We start from the raw sequence: 17,091 nt of genomic DNA on the forward strand, positions 1-17,091 counted from the left end.
TGCCCCTCACCCGCCAGGCCCGGCTGTGAGGGTGCCCCTCACCATGCCGGGACCGGCTGAGGGTGCCCCTCACAGGGACCGTTCGGGCTCGCTGGCGCGGTGAAGGTTCGGGGCGCTGGTCTAGTCGAGTGATGTGTCTCCCAGGGACTCCAGCAAGGTGCGTAGTGTGCTCGCTAGGCGGTCGCGTTCGCGGGGGTTCAGGGCGGACAGGAGGAGTGCCTCGTTCTCGGTGTGCGGGCCGACCAGCGCTTCGACCGTCTCCCAGCCCTGATCGGTGAGTCGTACGCGTACCGAGCGGCGGTCCGCCTCGTCGGGTACTCGTTCGACGAGGCCTCGTTTGGCCATCCGGTCGATGCGGTTGGTGATGGCGCCGGAGGTGATCATCGCCGCCCGGTTGAGGGCGCCGGCCGTCAGCTCGTACGGCGGGCCCGACCGGCGCAGGGTGGCCAGGACGTCGAACTCCCATCGTTCCAGCCCGCGCTCGGCGAAGAACTCCTTCAGCCGGAGGTCGAGCAACCGCGACAGGCGGGAGATCCGCCCGACGACCCCCATCGGCCAGACGTCGACGTCGGGGCGTTCCCGCGCCCACTGGGCCAGCACCAGATCCACCGCGTCACCCATGCGTTCCCCTCATCCCTAATAATCTTAATGTTGAACTACTTGACGTTGAAGCTCTTTTCGGTGCACAGTTACCTCAACGTTGAGATTATCAATGTGGAGGGATCGACATGGCGCTTTCACGCCTCCCCAACACGCGTGATCTCGCCCTGACCGGGCTCACCCCGCTCGCTTGGGGCTCGACCTACGCGGTCACCACGGAGTTCCTGCCACCCGGCCGGCCGATGTTCACCGCGCTGATGAGGGCGCTTCCGGCCGGCCTGGCCCTGCTGGCCCTCACCCGGACGCTTCCGCGCGGCGCGTGGATCTGGCGGGCGGCGGTCCTGGGCGTATTGAATATCGGCGCCTTCTTCCCCCTGCTGTTCCTGGCCGCGTACCGGCTGCCGGGCGGTGTGGCGGCCGTGCTGGGCTCGGTGGGGCCCCTCTTCGCGCTGGGTTGGGCGGCCATGCTGCTCGCCGAGCGGCCGACCGCCCGCCGCCTGCTCGCCGGGATCGTCGGGGTGCTGGGCGTGAGCCTGGTGGTCCTGCGCTCGGGCGCGCGGCTCGACACCGTCGGCGTACTCGCCGGGCTGGCCGGGGCCGCGGCGATGTCGGCCGGCACCGTGCTCACCAAGCGCTGGGGACGCCCCGAGGGCGTCGGCGCGCTCGCGCTCACCGGCTGGCAGCTCACCGCCGGCGGGCTCTTCCTCGTCCCGCTCAGCCTGATCATCGAGGGCGGACCGCCCGCCCTCGACGGCCGCGCGGTGGGCGGCTACCTCTACCTCGGCGTCGTCGGTACGGCCGTCGGATACTGGCTGTGGTTCCGCGGCGTGTCCCGGCTGCCCGCCACCTCGGTCGCGTTCCTCACCCTGCTCAGCCCCCTGTCGGCCGCCGTGATCGGCTGGGCCGCGCTCGGCCAGGCGCTCAGCCCGCTCCAGGTGCTCGGCATGGCGATCGCCTTCGGCGGCACGCTGCTCGGCCAGCTGCGTGGCTCACGTCCCCTCCCCACCCCCAACCCCGCGCCGGCGCCCGCCCCGGCCCGCGCCTGCTGAAAGGACGAGAAGACATGCGCATCACCGTGTTCGGAGCGGCCGGAGGTGTCGGCAGCCGCGTGGTGGCCGAAGCGCTGGACCGCGGCCACGAGGTCACCGCCGTCGTACGCCGGTCCGGCCATCGCCACGACGGCGCCCGCGTCCGTACGGGCAACGCCGCGGACGCCGGGGAGGTGGCCCGGCTGAGCACCGGCCAGGACGTCGTGATCGCGGCCACCCGCCCGGCACCCGGCCGGGAACACGAGCTCGCGGCGACCGCCAAGGCCCTCCTGACCGGCGTGGCCCGTACGGACCCGGCGGCCCGGCTGCTGATCGTCGGCGGCGCGGCGACCCTGACCGTACCGGGCACCGGCGGCTTCGTGGTCGACGCCCCGGACTTCCCCACCGACTGGCGGCCCATCGCGCAGGCGTGCGCCGAGCAGCTCACGGTCTGCCGTACGGCCGGCACCGACGTGGACTGGGCCTATCTGAGCCCACCGGCGCTGCTCGAACCGGGCGAGCGCACCGGCACCTACCGGACCGGCACCGACACGCTGCTCGTCGACGACTCGGGAAGGTCGGCGATCTCCATGGAGGATCTCGCGGTCGCCCTGCTCGACGAGGCCGAGCGCCCGGCCCACCACCGCACGAGGTTCACGGTCGCCTGGTGAGACGATCAGCGGGCCTTCCCGCCGCGGTCTCGTAGGACCGTCCGGCTCCGCAGGATCCGGCGCATCAGGCCGTAGCCGACGCCGAACTCCTCCGCCACGCGGCGGATGGACCAGCCTTGGTCGTAGAGCCGTACGGCGTCCTGCGCGAACTCCTGCCGCTCAGCGGCATCCCCACATCTCCGAGAGAGCCGCGACCAAGTGCATCCCACGGCCGTGTTCGCCATCGAAGTCGATCGGCAGGAGAGTGGGGCGGTGCGGGGATGAGTCCCACATCTCGAGCCGGACGGCTCCGCCGTTGCAGTCGACGGCGACGACGTAGTCCGGGCTCGGCGCGTGGCTCAGAGCGTTGTTGAACAGCTCACCGATGATCTGGACTCCGTCGTCGACCTGGCCGGACCGCCCCCACAGGCGAGGTCACCATCGTTCAGGCCGACTAGAACCCCCAAGCGCGAAAGCCTCTGATCAGTTCGATCAGAGGCTTTCGCGCTTGCGTAGTGGTTTTCTCTAGTAGGTCGGCTGGACCCACAGTTCGTACTGGCCGTAGCCGAGGGACTGGCAGTAGAAGCCGACCCAGCGCCCCCGCGGGAAACCGGCGTTGCCGGCGTCCGAGCACGCCTGGACCGAGGGGTACACGCCTCCGGGGACGAAAGAGGCGGCGGAGGCCGAGCCCGCCGTGGCGAGGACGCCGCCCGCCACTCCCGCCGCGAGCCCCAGCGACACCAGAGTCTTACGAATCACGTGAACTCCCATCCGCGTGAGAAATCGCGAATTACTCAGTCCATGACGGCCTGGGCGCGCAGTGACGCGCGCAGGGCACGCATGGCGTAGTGGGCGCGGGACTTGACGGTCCCCGGCGGGAGGCCGAGCACGGCCGCCGTCTGCTCCACGCTGTAGCCGACGTAATAGGTGTAGATGAGGACTTCGCGCTGCTGCTCGGTGAGCTCGGTCATGGTCTCCAGCACCGCCCGCAGCGTCACGAGCCGGTCGGCCGGGTCGGGTACGGCCGGCTCTTCGGGCTCGTCGGCGACCTCTTTCGGCCGGGCCTGCCGGGCGCGGTGGTGGTCGATCACGAGCCGGTGCGCGACGGTGAACAGCCAGGTGCGCACCCGGTCCGTCGTGGGATCGAGGATTCCCCGGTGCTGCCAGGCGCGTACGGCGGTCTCCTGGACGACGTCCTCGGCCCGGTACCGGTCGCCGCCGCACAGTTGGACGGCGAAGCTGAGCAGGACCGTGCCGTGCCGCTCAAAGAGCGTGCGGGAGAACGCGTCGTCCCCCAGTGCGTCCCCCAGCGCTTCCGGCACCGGCTCGGGCTCCGACCGCACCGGCTCCGACCGCACGGACTCCGACCGCACGGGCTCCGACCGCACCGGCTCCGGCCCCACCGGGCCCGGCCCCACCGGCTCCGACCGCACCGGCTCCGGGCCCGGCGTCACGTCGTGGTCCTGCGCCGGGCGCACCGGCCGGGGGGCGACGACAGTCCGATTCAGTGGCCGGTCCAGCACCTGGCTGCGCGTCATAAGGAGGCGACCCCATCCGTTCGTTCAGAACAGGCCGCCCCAGATCCCCGACGCGACCGCTGTCATCGCGTCCCATCCTCGGCAGGCGGTCTTGGTGCCCGCTTGCCGACTCCTTGCCGCTGCCCCTTGTCGGCGCGCCGGCGGGTCAGTGCGCGCTCGGGGTGTTCGCCGCCGGGATGTCGTCGGGCAGCAGCGAACGCATGGCCGACACGTCGGGTGAACTCATCCCGCCGAGGCGCCGGGCCTGCCGGGTCATCATCGTCTCCAGCAGCTGCCGGGCCAGCCGCGCGTTGCCGAAGCTGCGGTCGCGCGGGATGGCGTCCACGTACGCCCGCAGGGCCTGGACCGTCTCGGGGGTGCACTCGTAGCCGTTGGCGCCGGCCTGGCCCCGCATGATCTCGACCAGCTCGTCGGTGCTGTAGTCCTCGAACTCCACGTGCCGGGAGAACCGGGAGGCCAGGCCGGGGTTGGAGTTGAGGAAGCGCCGCATCTCCTCGGTGTAGCCCGCGACGATGACGACGACCTCGTCCCGATGGTCCTCCATCAGCTTCAGGAGCGTCTCCACGGCCTCGCGGCCGAAGTCGTTCCCGGAGCCCTCCGGGGTGAGGGTGTAGGCCTCGTCGATGAACAGCACACCGCCCAGTGCGGTCTGGAACACGTCCCGGGTCAGCTGCGCGGTGTGACCGACGTAGCGGCCCACCAGGTCCGCGCGCGCCACCTCCACCAGCTGCCCGCGGCGCAGCACGCCGAGGGCGTGCAGCAGCTCGGCGTAGAGCCGGGCCACCGTCGTCTTGCCGGTGCCGGGTGAGCCGGTGAAGACCAGGTGCCGGCTGATGTTGGGCGCGGGCAGCCCGGCGGCCTCCCGCTGCTTGGCCGCGGTGAGCAGGTCGACCATGTCCTTGACCTCGCGCTTCACCGCGTGCAGGCCGACCATGCTGGAAAGGCTGGCCAGCAGGGTCTCGCGGTCGGCGGAGGGTTCGGCCGCCCGCGCGGCGTCGTCGCTGACGTCCTCGGGCAGGAGCAGCGAGAGGTCGCTCTCGGCCGGGTCGGTCATCCCGGCGAGGCGGAACGCCTGGCGGTCGACCATTTCCTCGAAGACGCCGCGCGCCGCGCGGCCGTTGCCGAACGTGGCGCCGCGCGGCATGCGCTCGTAGTGCGCGGCGAGCGCCTGCCGGGTGCGCGGGTCCAGCTCGTACCGGTGGCTCCTGCACATGTTCTCGGTGATCGTCACGAGCTCGTCGACCGAGTAGTTGGTGAACTCGATGGTCCGGCTGAACCGCGAGGCCATGCCGGGGTTGGCGGACAGGAACGCCTGCATCTCCTCGGTGTACCCGGCCGCCACCACCACGACCTCGTCGCGATGGTCCTCCATGAGCTTCACCAGGGTGTCGATGGCCTCCCGGCCGAAGTCGTTCTTCCCCTCCGAGACCAGGGTGTACGCCTCGTCGATGAACAGCACACCGCCGAGGGCGTCGTTGAACGCCTCCGTGGTCTTGATGGCCGTCGCGCCGACGTACTGGGCGACCAGGTCGGCGCGGGACACCTCGACCAGGTGTCCGCTGCGCAGCACGCCCAGCTCGGTGAGGATGCCGCCGTACAGCCGGGCGACCGTCGTCTTGCCGGTGCCGGGCGGCCCGGCGAAGATCAGGTGCCGGCTCATCGGCGGCACGGGCATGCCGAGCCGTGCCCGGCGCTGCGACATCTGGTTGAGGTTGACGAGCGTGCGCACCTGCCGCTTGACCCCTTGCAGGCCGACGAGGGCGTCCAGCTCCTCCAGCGGCCCGGCGGGCTTGGGCGCCGGGGTCTCCGCGGGCTTGTCGGGCGCTCCGGGCTCGGCGTCCTCACCCGCCTCGACGCCCCAGGAGTCGGGGGCGGCGTTGCCGGAGCTCTCCAGGTCGCGTACGGTCAGCCGCCCGCCGGGGCGGGGCTGACGCAGGCCGGCACCACGGTTGTCGCGTACGGCGCAGCCGATGACCGAGACCGCCTCGGAGGTGTCGACCCGGATGCCGTCGCCGAGGCTCGTGGACAGCTCACAGGCGTCGAGCGTGGCCCGCGCCCCGGCCGACAGCAGTACGCCGTGCGCGCCGGAGCCGCTGACCCGCGCCCGGGTCAGGGTCACGTCGCCGCCCTCGCGTACGACCACGCCGGAGGCGCCGCTGTCGGACACCTCGCAGTCGAGGACGACGCCCATACCGCCGGAGTCGACCGCCACGCCCGCGTCGCCGGCCGACCGGAACGCGCAGTCGCGGAAGGACACGTTGGCCCCGCCGCCGATGCGTGCGGCGGCGCCGGTCGCCCGCTCGACGACGCAGTTCTCCAGCCGCCCGCGCCCGTCGTCGGTGATCTCCACGCCGATCCCGCCGGGCGCGGTGACGGTCGCGTACCGGATGAGCGGGTTGGCGCCGGAGCGTACGGCGATGGCGGTGCCGGCGGCGTCCGCCACCTCCAGCCGGTCGAACTCGGCCACGGAGTCCTCGGTCAGCAGCACGGACGCCGACGCGTCGCCGCACTCGCGCACCGCCGTGCCGCCCAGCGACGGCGAGCTGGAGCCGGAGATCTTGACCGCGGAAGCGGTCGAGCCGGTGAACTCGCACTCCTCGAACGTGCCGCGCGAGCGTTCGGTGACCGCCAGCCCGTTGTCCTTCGTACGGGACGTCCGGCAGCGCCGTACCAGCGGGTCCGCGCCGCCGGCCAGCACGATGCCGGGGCCGGAGGTGATGTCGCTGACCGAGACGTCCTCCAGCACCGGCCGTGAGCCGCTCGTGACGTAGATGCCAACCGCGCAGTCGCGCACGTGGGTGCGCACGATCCTGGTGGCGCTGTCGCCCTCCAGGGCGATGGCCGGCTTGGACGTCGTGGCGATGTGGCAGTCCTCGATCGTGCCCTGCGCCTCGCCGTTGGCCAGCACGCCGTTGCCGCGCGCGTCGCGCATCCGGCAGCCGCGTACGGTCGAGCGAGCCTTCTCGCCCAGGACGACGGCGGAGGTGCCGAGGTTCTCGATCAGGCAGTCCTCGATGACACTGGCCGTCTCGGCGGTGTCCACGATGCCCGCGCCCTCGGCGTTGGTGATCCGGCAGCCGCGGATCGCCAGCGACCCGGCCCCGCGGGCGAGCACGGCCGTCCACCCGGAGCCGGCCACGGTGCAGCCCTCCATCGCGATCTGACCGTGCGCGGCGTCCACCACCGGCACGTCGTCGCCTCCGCCGCGCAGCGTGAGGTCGGTCAGCATCACGGCGTCCGTCAGCAGCATCACCGCCGTGCCGCTGCGCGGGCAGATCTCCACGCTGCCCCGCTCACCTTCGGCCACGATGGTGACCCGGGTGCGGATGACGAGGCTCTCGGCATACCGGCCCGGCCGGATCCGGACGACCGACCCCGTACGTGCCGCGGCCAGTGCCTCCTGGATCGTCCGGAAACCGCCCGGCCCGTCGGGGGAGACCGTGAGCAACTGCCGAGACACGCTGGACCCTCCTCGGGAGCGGTGTGATGCCGTTGGTCGATGATGTCGTGGGCGGCGCTGATTTGTACGCCTTCGGACCATCATGCCGCTCAGGGGGACCGGTTGACACCCTCCCCCGGCTCCGCGCGGACCAGCGGAGATAATTGCCGCCGACGACAAGAAAACGACAAGACGGCTCTTTTAGGCTCAGCACATGCGACGTGTCCCTCGGCGTGCGCGCGCCGTCGCCTCGGTGGCCGTCGCCACCCTCACGCTCGCCGTCTCCGCCCTGCCGGGAGCCGCGTCGGCCACCGCGTACCGGCGACGGCCCGCCGTCGAGCCCACCCCGGTCGGCCTGCCCGTCATACCGTCGGCCCTCGCCTCCGGCCAGTCCTGCACCGGCGCCTCCCCCACCGAGGCGCACGCCCAGCCGTGGACGGTGAGCGCCCTCAGCCTCGCACGGGTGCGCCGGCTCAGCCAGGGCGCGGGGATCACCGTCGCGGTCGTGGACACCGGCGTCGCGCCGGACGCCCCGGCACTGGCCGGCCGGGTCTCCGCGCCGGGCGGCGCGGGCAAGGACTGCGTCGGCCACGGCACCTTCGCCGCGGGCCTGATCGCCGGCCGCGCCGACGACGCGACCGGTGGCGGGGTCGCCCCCCGGGCGCGGATCCTCGCGGTACGCGGCACCGGCCGGCGTGGGGAGGCCGATCCCGGCGCGGTCGCGTCCGGCATCCGCTCCGCGGTCGACGCCGGCGCACGCGTCGTGTACGTCGGCGTGGCCCTCACCAAGGGACGCACCGAGATGACCGCGGCGGTCCAGTACGCCACCGGCAAGGACGTCCTCGTGGTCGCGCCCGCGGCGCCGGATGCGACCCCCATCGCCCGCACCGGCGTGGGGGCGGTGGCCGGATCCACGCCGAGCGCCCCGCCGGCCCAGCCCTACTTCCCGGCCTTCATCCCGCAGGTGGTCTCGGTCGAGGACTACGGCGAGGGCGGCACACGCCCGAAGGACGCCCCGAGCGTCTTCGCCGCCGACATCGCCGCGCCCGGCGACGCGGTGGTGAGCCACGGGCCGAAGGGCACCGGGCACTTCATCGGCTCCGGCTCGTCGCTGGCGGCGGCCAACGTCGCGGGGACGGCGGCGCTCATCCGGGCGTACGAGCCCCGGCTCACCGCCGCCGAGGTCGCCCGGCGGCTGGTCGTGTCCGCCTACCCGGCGGCGATCCCGGTGCTGGATCCGTACGCCGCGGTGTCCGCCGTCTCGTCCCCGGTGACCGCGACCGCGCCGCCGCCCGAGAGCGCCATCCGGATGCCCGGGTCGGCCTCTGACGCGGCGCGCGGCCGGGCACTGGTCGTCGCGGCGGTGGGGGGAGGCCTGGTGGCGCTGGTGGCCGCCGCCGCCGTGATCATCCCGCGCGGCCGTGCCCGCCACTGGCGCCCGGCCGGGCGCGACGGGCAGGATGCCGCGCGGTAGGACGGGGAATTCGCCCCCGGTCCGGGGCGGCACGGCATCGAACGCTGGATCCCCGAGCGCGTGCGGTACGACGTGCGCCACGACCGGGTGCTGGGGTTCAGCGGGTTCCGCGTGACCAGTCCGCCCGGCCCCGCGGGCGCGCTCACCGTGCGGGAGGACGACGACACGGAGAAGCTGCGCATCGGCGATCCGCACCGGGCCGTCACCGGCACCCAGACCTACGCGATCGACTACGACGTCGACCGCGCGCTGACACGCGACGCCTCCGGCCCCCTCCTGACCTGGAACGCGATCGGAGCCGAATGGGGCGTCCCGATCACGCGCGCCGACGTGACCGTACGCTCGCCCGTCCCCATCCAGGATGTGACCTGCGCGGCAGGCGCCGAACACGCCACGGCGCGGTGCGAACGGGCGATGCCGGCGGGCACCACCGCGATGTTCGCCGCCACCGGGCTGCCCACCCACGCCGGGCTCACCGTCCGCGTCGGGCTCCGCCCTGGCGGTGGCCGGTCCCCGCGCGGACCGGGCCGCCCTCGCCGCGACCCTGGTGGATCTGGCCGTACGCGGCCACATCCGCCTGGAGGCGTACCGGCTGGCCGACGAAGAGAAGCGGGTCCGGGCGATCCGGGATGACGCGGCGGAGGAGGACCTTCTCGACGTCGAACGCCGGTTCCTCGCCGGCGTCTTCGGCACGAACCGCACCGCGTCCGTCCAGATGATGCGGACACGGGCGCCGCTGAGCCCGATGCGTGAGTCGCTGGAGCGCTCGCTCGTCGAGCTCGGCTGGTACCGCAGGTCCCGGCGGGCGCAGGCGGTCCAGGGAGACGTGGCGGCGTGGTCGGCCGCGGTCGTGGGCGTGATCCTGTTCGGGCTCTCCTGCGCCGTGTCGTCGTTCGCCGGCGCGGCGTGGGTGAGCCTGACCGCACTGGTGATCGTGCCGGCGCTCGCCGTGGTGGGACGGTACACCGTGCCGCGCCGGGCGGCGGGCGCGCGGGCGGAGGCCCGGGCGGAGGCATGGCGGACGACGGTGAAGGGCGAACCGCCGGTCGACGACCTCGCCGCCCTGTCGCGCGCGTTCCCCTACGCGATGGCGTTCGAGCGGTCCCACATCTGGGCCAAGGCGCTGGCGCCGCCGGCGCTCCGCAGCGAACTGGACTGGTTCACGGTCGCCGGGCGCAAGCGCGGACGTGGGCGCAAGCGTGAGCAGGAGACGGAAGAGACGGTCGCCGCCTCGATCAACAGCCTGGCGGCGGCATGGGCCCGGCACCGCCCCCTGCGCGGTACCACCGGTCGTACGAGCCGCGGTTCCGGTCGCGTCTCCGGCTACGGCGGAGACGTCAATCACCATCCCCTCGGTCCCTCCGGCGGCGGCGGAGGAATGTCCGTCGGTGACGGCGGTGGCGGTGGCGGAGGCGGTAGCTGGTGACGCCTTCCCCGTCCGAGGCGCGCGTACGGAAAACGCGCTCGATTCTGACTCATGCGCCCCAGCAGAATGAAAATGCAAATGACGCGAAATCAACGCGATCGAACATGACAGCCCGGCGAATTAAACAATGATTGACATGATTCCTCCGGCTATTTAACGTAAATCAACACCTAGGTGCATTCCCCGCCCCCGCGTCTGCGGCGCCGGCCCGCAGGCGTTCCCATCCCTCCGCACCCAGGAGCCCGTCGCCATGCGCAGACCTCGCCCCGCCCCACGCGTGCCTGCCGCCGTCCTCCCCGCCGCATCCCCGCCGACGCCGGGAGCCGCCCGCGTCCGGTACGTCCTCGCCGCCCTCGTCCTCGCCCTGTTCACCCTCGCCGGGCTGACCGGAACGGCGCGGGCCGCCACCTCCCTCCCCTGCGACATCTACGGCGCCGCCGGCACGCCCTGCGTCGCCGCGCACAGCACCGTACGCGCCCTGTTCGCGGGCTACTCGGGCCCGCTTTACCAGCTGACCCGCGCCTCCGACCACGCCACGCACGACGTGGGCGTGCTGTCCGCGGGCGGCTACGCGAACGCGGGGGACCACGACGCGTTCTGCAACGGCACCACGTGCGGCATCACGAAGATCTACGACCAGACCTCGCGCCACAACGACCTCACGCCGTCCCCGGCCGGCACGGCCGGGACGGGGGCCGACTACCCCGCGGACGCGAGCGAGATCGCGGTCACCGCCGGCGGTCACAAGGCGTACGGCGTGTGGATCTCCCCCCGGCACGGCTACCGGCACGCCGTCGGGTCCGGCGTCGCCCAGAACGGACAGCCCGAAGGCATGTACATGGTCGCGAGCGGCACCCACGTCGGGTCCGCGTGCTGCTTCGACTACGGCAATGCCGAGGCCACACCGGCCGACACCGGCAACGGCCACATGGACGCCGTCAGCATCGCGACCACCTGCTACTTCGCCCCGTGCACCGGCTCGGGGCCGTGGGTCGAGGCGGACCTGGAGAACGGCATGTTCCAGGGCGCCAACGGCTCCAACACCGCGAACCTCGGCAACAACAGCACCTACGTCACGGCCCTGCTGAAGAACAACGGCCAGACCACGTACGCGCTCAAGGGCGGCAACGCCCAGTCCGGCGGCCTGAGCACGTGGTGGAACGGCGCGCTGCCGAACCGCGGCGGCTACATCCCCATGCACCAGGAGGGCTCGATCATCCTGGGCACGGGCGGCGACAACAGCAACTGGAACATGGGCACGTTCTTCGAAGGCGTGATGACCTCCGGCTACCCGACCGACGCCGCCGACAACGCCGTACAGGCCAACATCGTCTCGGTCGGCTACTCCGGCCAGATGAACGTGCCGAACGGCCCGCAGGGCACGGTCATCGGCCCGGGGAACAAGTGCGTCGACGTCGCCGCCGACGACACCGGCGTCAACCTCGCCCCGGTGCAGCTGTGGGACTGCCAGAGCTACGCCGAGGACCAGCACTGGGAGCACTTCGCCGACAACACGCTGCGCACGCTCGGCCGCTGCCTGGACATCAACGGAAACGGCACCGCCAACGGCACGCAGGTGGAGCTGTACGACTGCGACGGCGCCGGCGGCCAGAAGTGGGTGCAGCAGGCCGACGGCTCGCTGCGCAACCCCCAGTCCGGCCGCTGCCTCGACTCCCCGAGCGGAGCCACGACGAACGGCACCCGGTTGCAGATCTATGACTGCAACGGCTCCGCGGCGCAGAAGTTCGCGGTCAACGGAGGCGGCGCGATCGTCGGGCCGGGCGGCAAGTGCGTCGACGTCCTCGGCGACGACAACGGCGCGAACTCCACGGCGGTCAACATCTGGGACTGCCAGTCGTACGCCGTGGACCAGCACTGGACGCACCTCTCCAGCGGCGCGCTCAGGACGCTGGGCCGGTGCCTGGACATCGTGGGCAACGGCACGGCGAACAACACGCAGGTGGAACTCTGGGACTGCAACGGCGCCGGCGGCCAGGTCTGGCAGCAGCAGGCCGACGGCTCGCTGCGCAACCCCCAGTCCGGCCGCTGCCTCGACTCCCCGAGCGGAGCCACGACGAACGGCACCCGGTTGCAGATCTATGACTGCAACGGCTCGGCGGCGCAGAGGTTCGCGCTGAGTTAGCCCGGCGCCCGACGGGGCCCGCGGGTCATCCGTGGGCCCCGTCGCTGTCTCAGCGCAGCGTCGGCAGCCCCGCGGCCAGCGCCCTGAGCGCGCGGGTCAGCGTGGGGACGAACGGCAGGCAGGTGGCGGCGATCTCGGGGTCCTGGGCGTACAGCTCCACGAGTGTGGGCGGCGGGTTGGCGGCCGGGTAGAGGGTGCCGGCGAGCGCGGCCGCCGCGCCGGTGAGTTCGTAACCCTCCTGCACGGTGAGGTCGCCGTGCGCCCGTGCGACCTCCCGGCCCAGCTCGGCCACCACCCCGAGCACGGTCCGTTTGAAGGCACGCGCGGCCGGCACCGAGACGTTGTGTTCCAGCGTCGTGGAGGTGTGGCTGAGCAGGTCGCAGAACAGCGGCCGCTCGGCGAGCGTCTCGGCCAGCGCGGCGACCGTCGCCTCCGCACCGTGCGCCTCGCGGAGGCGTTCGGCCACCGCGGCCCTCCACTCGGTCCAGCCCTCGGCGGCCAGCTCCAGGAAGATCTCCTCGCGCGTGCCGAAGTAGCGCGCGATGTTGGACTTGGCGAGCCCGACCGCCGCCGCCACACCGCCCAGGCTGACGTTCCGCACGCCCGACTCGGCGGCGAGATCCCGCGCGGCGGCGAGGATCGCCTCGCGCCGCTGCCGCTTGTGCTCCGGCCGCCGGGCCCGGACGAACGCCTGCTTCATGGTGCCGTCAGGATACGACGCATGTTAAAAGAACGATGTTCTCTTGTTAAGAGTCCGGCGTTCTGTTAACTTCGCGCCATGACCGAGATACGGATGCGGGTCAACGGGACGACGGAGCGGCTCGATCTCGAGCCGCGGGTCAGCCTGCTCGACGCGTTGCGCGACCACCTTGGGCTCACCGGCACCAAGAAGGGCTGTGACCAGGGCGCCTGTGGTGCGTGCACGGTCCTCGCCGACGGCCGGCGGATCAACTCCTGCCTGGCTCTGGCGGTGCAGTACGACGGCTGCGACATCACCACGATCGAAGGACTCGACCATCCGCTCCAGGAGGCGTTCGTCCGTCATGACGGCCTCCAGTGCGGCTACTGCACATCCGGGCAGATCTGCTCGGCGATCGGGATGCTGGCCGAGCACGCGGCGGGCGCGCCGAGCGCCGTCACGCCGCCGGACGGCACGGCGCTCACCGGCGCGGAGATCCGGGAACGGATGAGCGGCAACCTCTGCCGCTGCGGCGCGTACAACGGCATCGTCGACGCCATCCGGGAGGTGGCGGGGTCATGAGGTCGTTCGCGTACGTACGCCCGCCCGACGTGGCGGCGGCGGTGCGGGCGATTGCCGCCGAGCCGGAGGCCAAGTTCCTCGGCGGCGGCACCAACCTCGTCGACCTGATGCGCGAGGGCATCGAGGCACCGGCCACGGTCGTCGACGTCACCGGGCTGCCGCTCACCGAGGTGGAGGAGCTGCCCGGCGGAGGCGTACGGATCGGCGCCGCGGTACGCAACGCCGAGCTGGCCGCGCACCCGCTCATCCGCACCCACTATCCGGTGCTGTCGCAGGCGCTGCTCAGCGGCGCCTCGGCCCAGTTGCGCAACATGGCCACGGTCGGCGGCAATCTGCTCCAGCGCACTCGCTGCCCGTACTTCTACGACGGAGCCGCCGCCTGCAACCGGCGCGAGCCGGGCAGCGGTTGCGACGCGGTCGGCGGGCTGAACCGCGACCACGCCGTGCTCGGCGTGAGCGACGCATGCATCGCCACACACCCCTCCGACATGTGCGTCGCGCTGGCCGCGCTCGACGCGGAGGTGGAGGTCGAGAGTGTGCGCGGCGCCCGGCGGGTCCCGCTGGCCGGGTTCCACCGCCTGCCCGGTGACACGCCGCACGTGGAGACCGACCTGGCCCCCGACGAGCTCGTCACGGCGGTCGAGCTGCCCCCACCGGCCGCCACGACGTCGCGCTACCGGAAGGTGCGCGACCGCGCGTCGTACGCCTTCGCGCTGGTCTCCGTCGCAGCCGCGCTGGAGGTGCGGGACGGCACGGTGGCCGCGGTCCGCCTGGCCCTCGGCGGCGTCGCGCCCAAGCCGTGGCGGGCCCACGAGGCCGAACACGTCCTGACGGGCGCGCCGGCCACCGAGGAGAGCTACCGGCGCGCCGCCGAGGCCGAGCTGGCCGCCGCCGTGGGCCGTCCCGGGAACGCGTTCAAGATCGGCCTGGCCCGCCGCACGATCGTCGCGACACTGAGGGAGCTGGAACCATGACCGTCACCGAGGCTCCAAGCCTGCCCCGCGACATCGGCGGCAAGAACGTCGGCCGCCCGATCGACCGCGTGGACGGACCGGCCAAGACCACCGGCGCCGCCCGGTACGCGGCCGAGTATCCCTATCCCGACCTCGCGCACGCCGCCCTGGTGCACGCCACCGTGAGCCGGGCCCGGATCACCGCCGTCGACACCGCGGCCGCCCGCGAGGTTCCCGGCGTCATCGCCGTGCTGACGCATGAGAACGCGCCCGCGCTCAAGCCGCCCCCGGCGGTGAACCCGCTGAACCTGAGCACGCTCGTCTCCGGCACCTCGCTGAACTACCTGGGCACCGACGAGGTGCACTGGAACGGCCAGCCGGTCGCGGTCGTCGTCGCCGAGAGCCTCGACGCCGCCCGCGAGGCCGCCGCCCTGGTCCGCCCGGCCTACGCCGAGCTGCCCGCCATCGTCGACTTCGCCGCGCACGAGGGCGAAGCCACCCCGCAGAAGGGCAACATGATCATGCCCGGCGGCGCACGCAAGGGCGACGCCGAGGCCGCGGTCGCGACGGCACCGGTCAGCGTGGACCTGCGGTTCACCACGCCGCCGTACAACCACAACGCCATCGAGCCGCACGCGACCACGGCGGCCTGGGACGGCGACCGCCTCACCGTGTACGACTCCACGCAGAACATCGACTGGTTCCGCCGCCACCTCGCCCTCCGCTTCGACATACCGCTGGACTCCGTACGAGTGATCGCGCCGTATGTCGGAGGCGGTTTCGGCGGCAAGGGCATGGTCTGGGCGGGCACGATCATCGCGGCACTGGCCTCCCGCGCGACCGGCCGGCCGGTACGCCTCGCGCTGACCCGTGAAGGCGTCTACCGCACGGTCGGCGGCCGTACGCCCTCGATCCAGCGGGTCGCGCTGGGAGCCGACGCCGACGGCCGCCTGACCGCCCTGCTCCACACGAGCGTGACCCGCCGGGGACACGTCGGCGGTGGCCCCGAACAGGTCACCTCGCAGTCGCGGCACCTGTACGACGCGCCGAACATCCTGCTCGAGCAGAAGATCGTCGAGTTGGACCTGCTCTCGAACACCCCGATGCGCGCGCCCGGCGAGTCGATCGGCACGTTCGCGCTGGAGTCGGCCGTCGACGAGCTGGCCGGGAGGCTGGGCCTGGACCCGATCGAACTGCGTATGCGCAATGAGCCGTCGCGGAATCCGATCGACGGCAAGCGGTTCTCACACCGGATGCTGCGTGAGGCGTACGCCCTGGGTGCCGAGCGGTTCGGCTGGTCCGCCCGCACACCGGAGCCGGGGTCGATGCGCGACGGCCGGTGGCTCGTCGGCATGGGCGTCGCGACGGCTTACCATCCGTCGCTGCAGTTCGCCGCCAACGTGACCGTACGGCTCTCCGCCGACGGCACCGTCCTCGTCCGCTGTGGCATGCAGGAGATGGGGATGGGTGTGGCCACCGCGCAGGCGCAGATCGCGGCGGACGCCCTGGGCGTGCCGTTCACGGCGGTGCGCGTGGAGTATGGCGACTCGACCCTGCCCATCGCCCCCGGCGCGGGCGGGTCCATGCAGACCGCGAGCGTCGCCGCGAGCCTGCTGGCCGCGTCCGAGAAGCTGAAACGGTCGGTGCTCACGCTCGCGCGGCGCACCGGCTCGCCGTTGCGGGCACGACGGCCGGAGGCCGTGGAGGCGCGCGACGGCGGGCTCTGGGAGAAGGCCGGTCCCGGCGAGACGTACGCCGCGATCCTCGCCCGAGCCGGGCGCGAACACGTCGAGGTCTCCGTCGGCGCGGACCGTGGCCTGGGCGCGGCGGTCGGGCAGGCCCGCTTCATGGGGAAGGTTCTGCTCGACCGGCGCCGCTGGGTCAAGGCCGCGTGCGGGGCGCAGTTCTGCGAGGTCCGCGTCGACCCGGACACCGGTGAGGTGCGGGTGTCGCGCTGGCTCGGGTCCTTCGACGTCGGCACCGTGGTCAACGCCAAGACCGCCGCGAGTCAGTTGCGCGGCGGCATCGTGATGGGCATCGGCATGGCGCTGTCGGAGGAGACGCTGGTCGATCCACGGAACGGCCGGATCATGAATCCGAGCCTGGCCGGGTACCACGTGCCGGTGCACGCCGACGTTCCGCCGATCGACATCTGTTACCTGGACGAACCGGATCCGACGATGCCGCTCGGCCTGGTCGGCATCGGCGAGGTCGGCATCACCGGCGTCGCGGCCGCGATCGCCAACGCCGTCCACCACGCCACCGGCCGCCGCGTACGCGACCTGCCGATCACCCTGGACAGGGTCCTCCCCGGGTAGGCACCAGGACTCCGGGACTGCGACGGCGCCACGGCGCAGAAGTTCGCCCTGAGCCGGGAGACGGTGACCAGGCCCGCTCCGGCGGGCCGTGGTGACACTGCCGCGTGGCACGGGTGGGGACGGGCCGGTCCCGGGCGCGTGACAGACTTGGACACCGAAAGAAGTCGAACGACGCCCGGTGATTCGTGCTGGTCAGCCCCGCTTTGCCGCATCGCGGCGCGGTCCGTACGCAAGGGCCGGCCTCATGTACGGGCGGCCGGC

The 17,091-nt window shown here is 72.6% G+C and carries 16 protein-coding genes; 9 read left to right on the plus strand and 7 right to left on the minus strand.

The genetic code is table 11. The features are described 5' to 3' along the window. Positions 1-120 precede the first annotated feature (120 nt). Positions 121-621 (minus strand): MarR family winged helix-turn-helix transcriptional regulator, encoded by a 501-nt coding sequence (locus tag ABEA10_RS19665; protein WP_345465720.1) that lies wholly within the window; start codon positions 619-621, stop codon positions 121-123. A 107-nt stretch (positions 622-728) separates the two neighbouring features. On the opposite strand from ABEA10_RS19665, the gene ABEA10_RS19670 reads away from it, so the two are divergent. Together ABEA10_RS19670 and ABEA10_RS19675 are read left to right on the plus strand one after the other, a co-directional pair. Beyond that, complete coding sequence (locus ABEA10_RS19670; RefSeq protein WP_345465722.1) at positions 729-1,649, plus strand: EamA family transporter; 921 nt, start codon at positions 729-731, stop codon at positions 1,647-1,649. 14 nt (positions 1,650-1,663) lie between these two features. Then, on the plus strand, positions 1,664-2,299 hold the full coding sequence (locus ABEA10_RS19675) for an NAD(P)-dependent oxidoreductase (RefSeq protein WP_345465724.1): 636 nt from the start codon (positions 1,664-1,666) through the stop codon (positions 2,297-2,299). 5 nt (positions 2,300-2,304) lie between these two features. On the opposite strand, the gene ABEA10_RS19680 is transcribed toward ABEA10_RS19675, so the two are convergent. From ABEA10_RS19680 to ABEA10_RS19695, 5 genes are all read right to left on the minus strand, one after another. Then, positions 2,305-2,523 carry a helix-turn-helix domain-containing protein gene (locus tag ABEA10_RS19680; RefSeq protein WP_345465726.1) on the minus strand — a complete coding sequence of 73 codons (219 nt, stop codon included), beginning with the start codon at positions 2,521-2,523 and terminating at the stop codon, positions 2,305-2,307. Continuing rightward, complete coding sequence (locus tag ABEA10_RS51180; RefSeq protein WP_425550931.1) at positions 2,459-2,707, minus strand: ATP-binding protein; 249 nt, start codon at positions 2,705-2,707, stop codon at positions 2,459-2,461. Before ABEA10_RS51180 ends, ABEA10_RS19680 begins: the two co-directional genes overlap by 65 nt. Before the next feature lie 96 nt (positions 2,708-2,803). Then, the gene (locus tag ABEA10_RS19685; protein WP_345465728.1) at positions 2,804-3,037 is read right to left on the minus strand and encodes a hypothetical protein; all 234 of its coding nucleotides are present in this window, start codon (positions 3,035-3,037) and stop codon (positions 2,804-2,806) included. A 35-nt stretch (positions 3,038-3,072) separates the two neighbouring features. Then, positions 3,073-3,816, minus strand: coding sequence for a sigma-70 family RNA polymerase sigma factor (locus tag ABEA10_RS19690; protein ID WP_345465730.1), 744 nt, complete (start codon positions 3,814-3,816; stop codon positions 3,073-3,075). A 145-nt stretch (positions 3,817-3,961) separates the two neighbouring features. After that, positions 3,962-7,276 (minus strand): right-handed parallel beta-helix repeat-containing protein, encoded by a 3,315-nt coding sequence (locus ABEA10_RS19695; RefSeq protein WP_345465732.1) that lies wholly within the window; start codon positions 7,274-7,276, stop codon positions 3,962-3,964. A 193-nt stretch (positions 7,277-7,469) separates the two neighbouring features. Between ABEA10_RS19695 and ABEA10_RS19700 the strand changes: the two genes are divergently transcribed. The 4 genes from ABEA10_RS19700 (at position 7,470) to ABEA10_RS19715 (ending at position 12,298) form a co-directional block, all read left to right on the plus strand. Further along, the gene (locus tag ABEA10_RS19700) at positions 7,470-8,729 is read left to right on the plus strand and encodes a S8 family serine peptidase (protein ID WP_345465734.1); all 1,260 of its coding nucleotides are present in this window, start codon (positions 7,470-7,472) and stop codon (positions 8,727-8,729) included. Between the two features lie 60 nt (positions 8,730-8,789). After that, positions 8,790-9,362: a DUF2207 domain-containing protein gene (locus tag ABEA10_RS51525; RefSeq protein WP_486303798.1), complete on the plus strand. Its 573-nt coding sequence runs from the start codon at positions 8,790-8,792 to the stop codon at positions 9,360-9,362. After that, entirely contained in the window at positions 9,277-10,155 is an 879-nt protein-coding gene (locus ABEA10_RS19710) for a DUF2207 family protein (RefSeq protein ID WP_486303799.1), read from the plus strand. The genes ABEA10_RS51525 and ABEA10_RS19710 overlap by 86 nt, the downstream gene beginning before the upstream one ends. A 250-nt stretch (positions 10,156-10,405) precedes the next feature. Then, positions 10,406-12,298: an arabinofuranosidase catalytic domain-containing protein gene (locus ABEA10_RS19715; RefSeq protein ID WP_345465738.1), complete on the plus strand. Its 1,893-nt coding sequence runs from the start codon at positions 10,406-10,408 to the stop codon at positions 12,296-12,298. Positions 12,299-12,347: 49 nt separating this feature from the next. Here the strand turns inward: ABEA10_RS19715 and ABEA10_RS19720 are convergent, their stop codons facing one another. Further along, a complete protein-coding gene (locus tag ABEA10_RS19720; protein ID WP_345465741.1) occupies positions 12,348-12,998 on the minus strand; it encodes a TetR/AcrR family transcriptional regulator in 651 nt (216 codons plus the stop codon). Between the two features lie 78 nt (positions 12,999-13,076). On the opposite strand from ABEA10_RS19720, the gene ABEA10_RS19725 reads away from it, so the two are divergent. The 3 genes from ABEA10_RS19725 to ABEA10_RS19735 are packed head-to-tail and all read left to right on the plus strand — an operon-like array spanning position 13,077 to position 16,830. Beyond that, positions 13,077-13,559, plus strand: coding sequence for a 2Fe-2S iron-sulfur cluster-binding protein (locus tag ABEA10_RS19725; protein WP_329247237.1), 483 nt, complete (start codon positions 13,077-13,079; stop codon positions 13,557-13,559). Then, entirely contained in the window at positions 13,556-14,533 is a 978-nt protein-coding gene (locus tag ABEA10_RS19730) for an FAD binding domain-containing protein (protein WP_345465744.1), read from the plus strand. The genes ABEA10_RS19725 and ABEA10_RS19730 overlap by 4 nt, the downstream gene beginning before the upstream one ends. After that, positions 14,530-16,830, plus strand: coding sequence for a xanthine dehydrogenase family protein molybdopterin-binding subunit (locus ABEA10_RS19735; RefSeq protein ID WP_345465746.1), 2,301 nt, complete (start codon positions 14,530-14,532; stop codon positions 16,828-16,830). The genes ABEA10_RS19730 and ABEA10_RS19735 overlap by 4 nt, the downstream gene beginning before the upstream one ends. Positions 16,831-17,091 lie beyond the last annotated feature (261 nt).

This window comes from Actinoallomurus oryzae, from assembly GCF_039541955.1.
GTDB lineage: Bacteria > Actinomycetota > Actinomycetes > Streptosporangiales > Streptosporangiaceae > Actinoallomurus > Actinoallomurus oryzae.

Coding starts and splice junctions, on each gene's coding strand:
- ABEA10_RS19720 (WP_345465741.1), bottom strand. CDS start 12,998: ATGAAGCAGGCGTTCGTCCGGGCCCGGCGGCCGGAGCACAAGCGGCAG.
- ABEA10_RS19735 (WP_345465746.1), top strand. CDS start 14,530: ATGACCGTCACCGAGGCTCCAAGCCTGCCCCGCGACATCGGCGGCAAG.
- ABEA10_RS19725 (WP_329247237.1), top strand. CDS start 13,077: ATGACCGAGATACGGATGCGGGTCAACGGGACGACGGAGCGGCTCGAT.
- ABEA10_RS19670 (WP_345465722.1), top strand. CDS start 729: ATGGCGCTTTCACGCCTCCCCAACACGCGTGATCTCGCCCTGACCGGG.
- ABEA10_RS19690 (WP_345465730.1), bottom strand. CDS start 3,816: ATGACGCGCAGCCAGGTGCTGGACCGGCCACTGAATCGGACTGTCGTC.
- ABEA10_RS19680 (WP_345465726.1), bottom strand. CDS start 2,523: ATGGCGAACACGGCCGTGGGATGCACTTGGTCGCGGCTCTCTCGGAGA.
- ABEA10_RS19675 (WP_345465724.1), top strand. CDS start 1,664: ATGCGCATCACCGTGTTCGGAGCGGCCGGAGGTGTCGGCAGCCGCGTG.
- ABEA10_RS19665 (WP_345465720.1), bottom strand. CDS start 621: ATGGGTGACGCGGTGGATCTGGTGCTGGCCCAGTGGGCGCGGGAACGC.
- ABEA10_RS19715 (WP_345465738.1), top strand. CDS start 10,406: ATGCGCAGACCTCGCCCCGCCCCACGCGTGCCTGCCGCCGTCCTCCCC.
- ABEA10_RS19730 (WP_345465744.1), top strand. CDS start 13,556: ATGAGGTCGTTCGCGTACGTACGCCCGCCCGACGTGGCGGCGGCGGTG.
- ABEA10_RS19700 (WP_345465734.1), top strand. CDS start 7,470: ATGCGACGTGTCCCTCGGCGTGCGCGCGCCGTCGCCTCGGTGGCCGTC.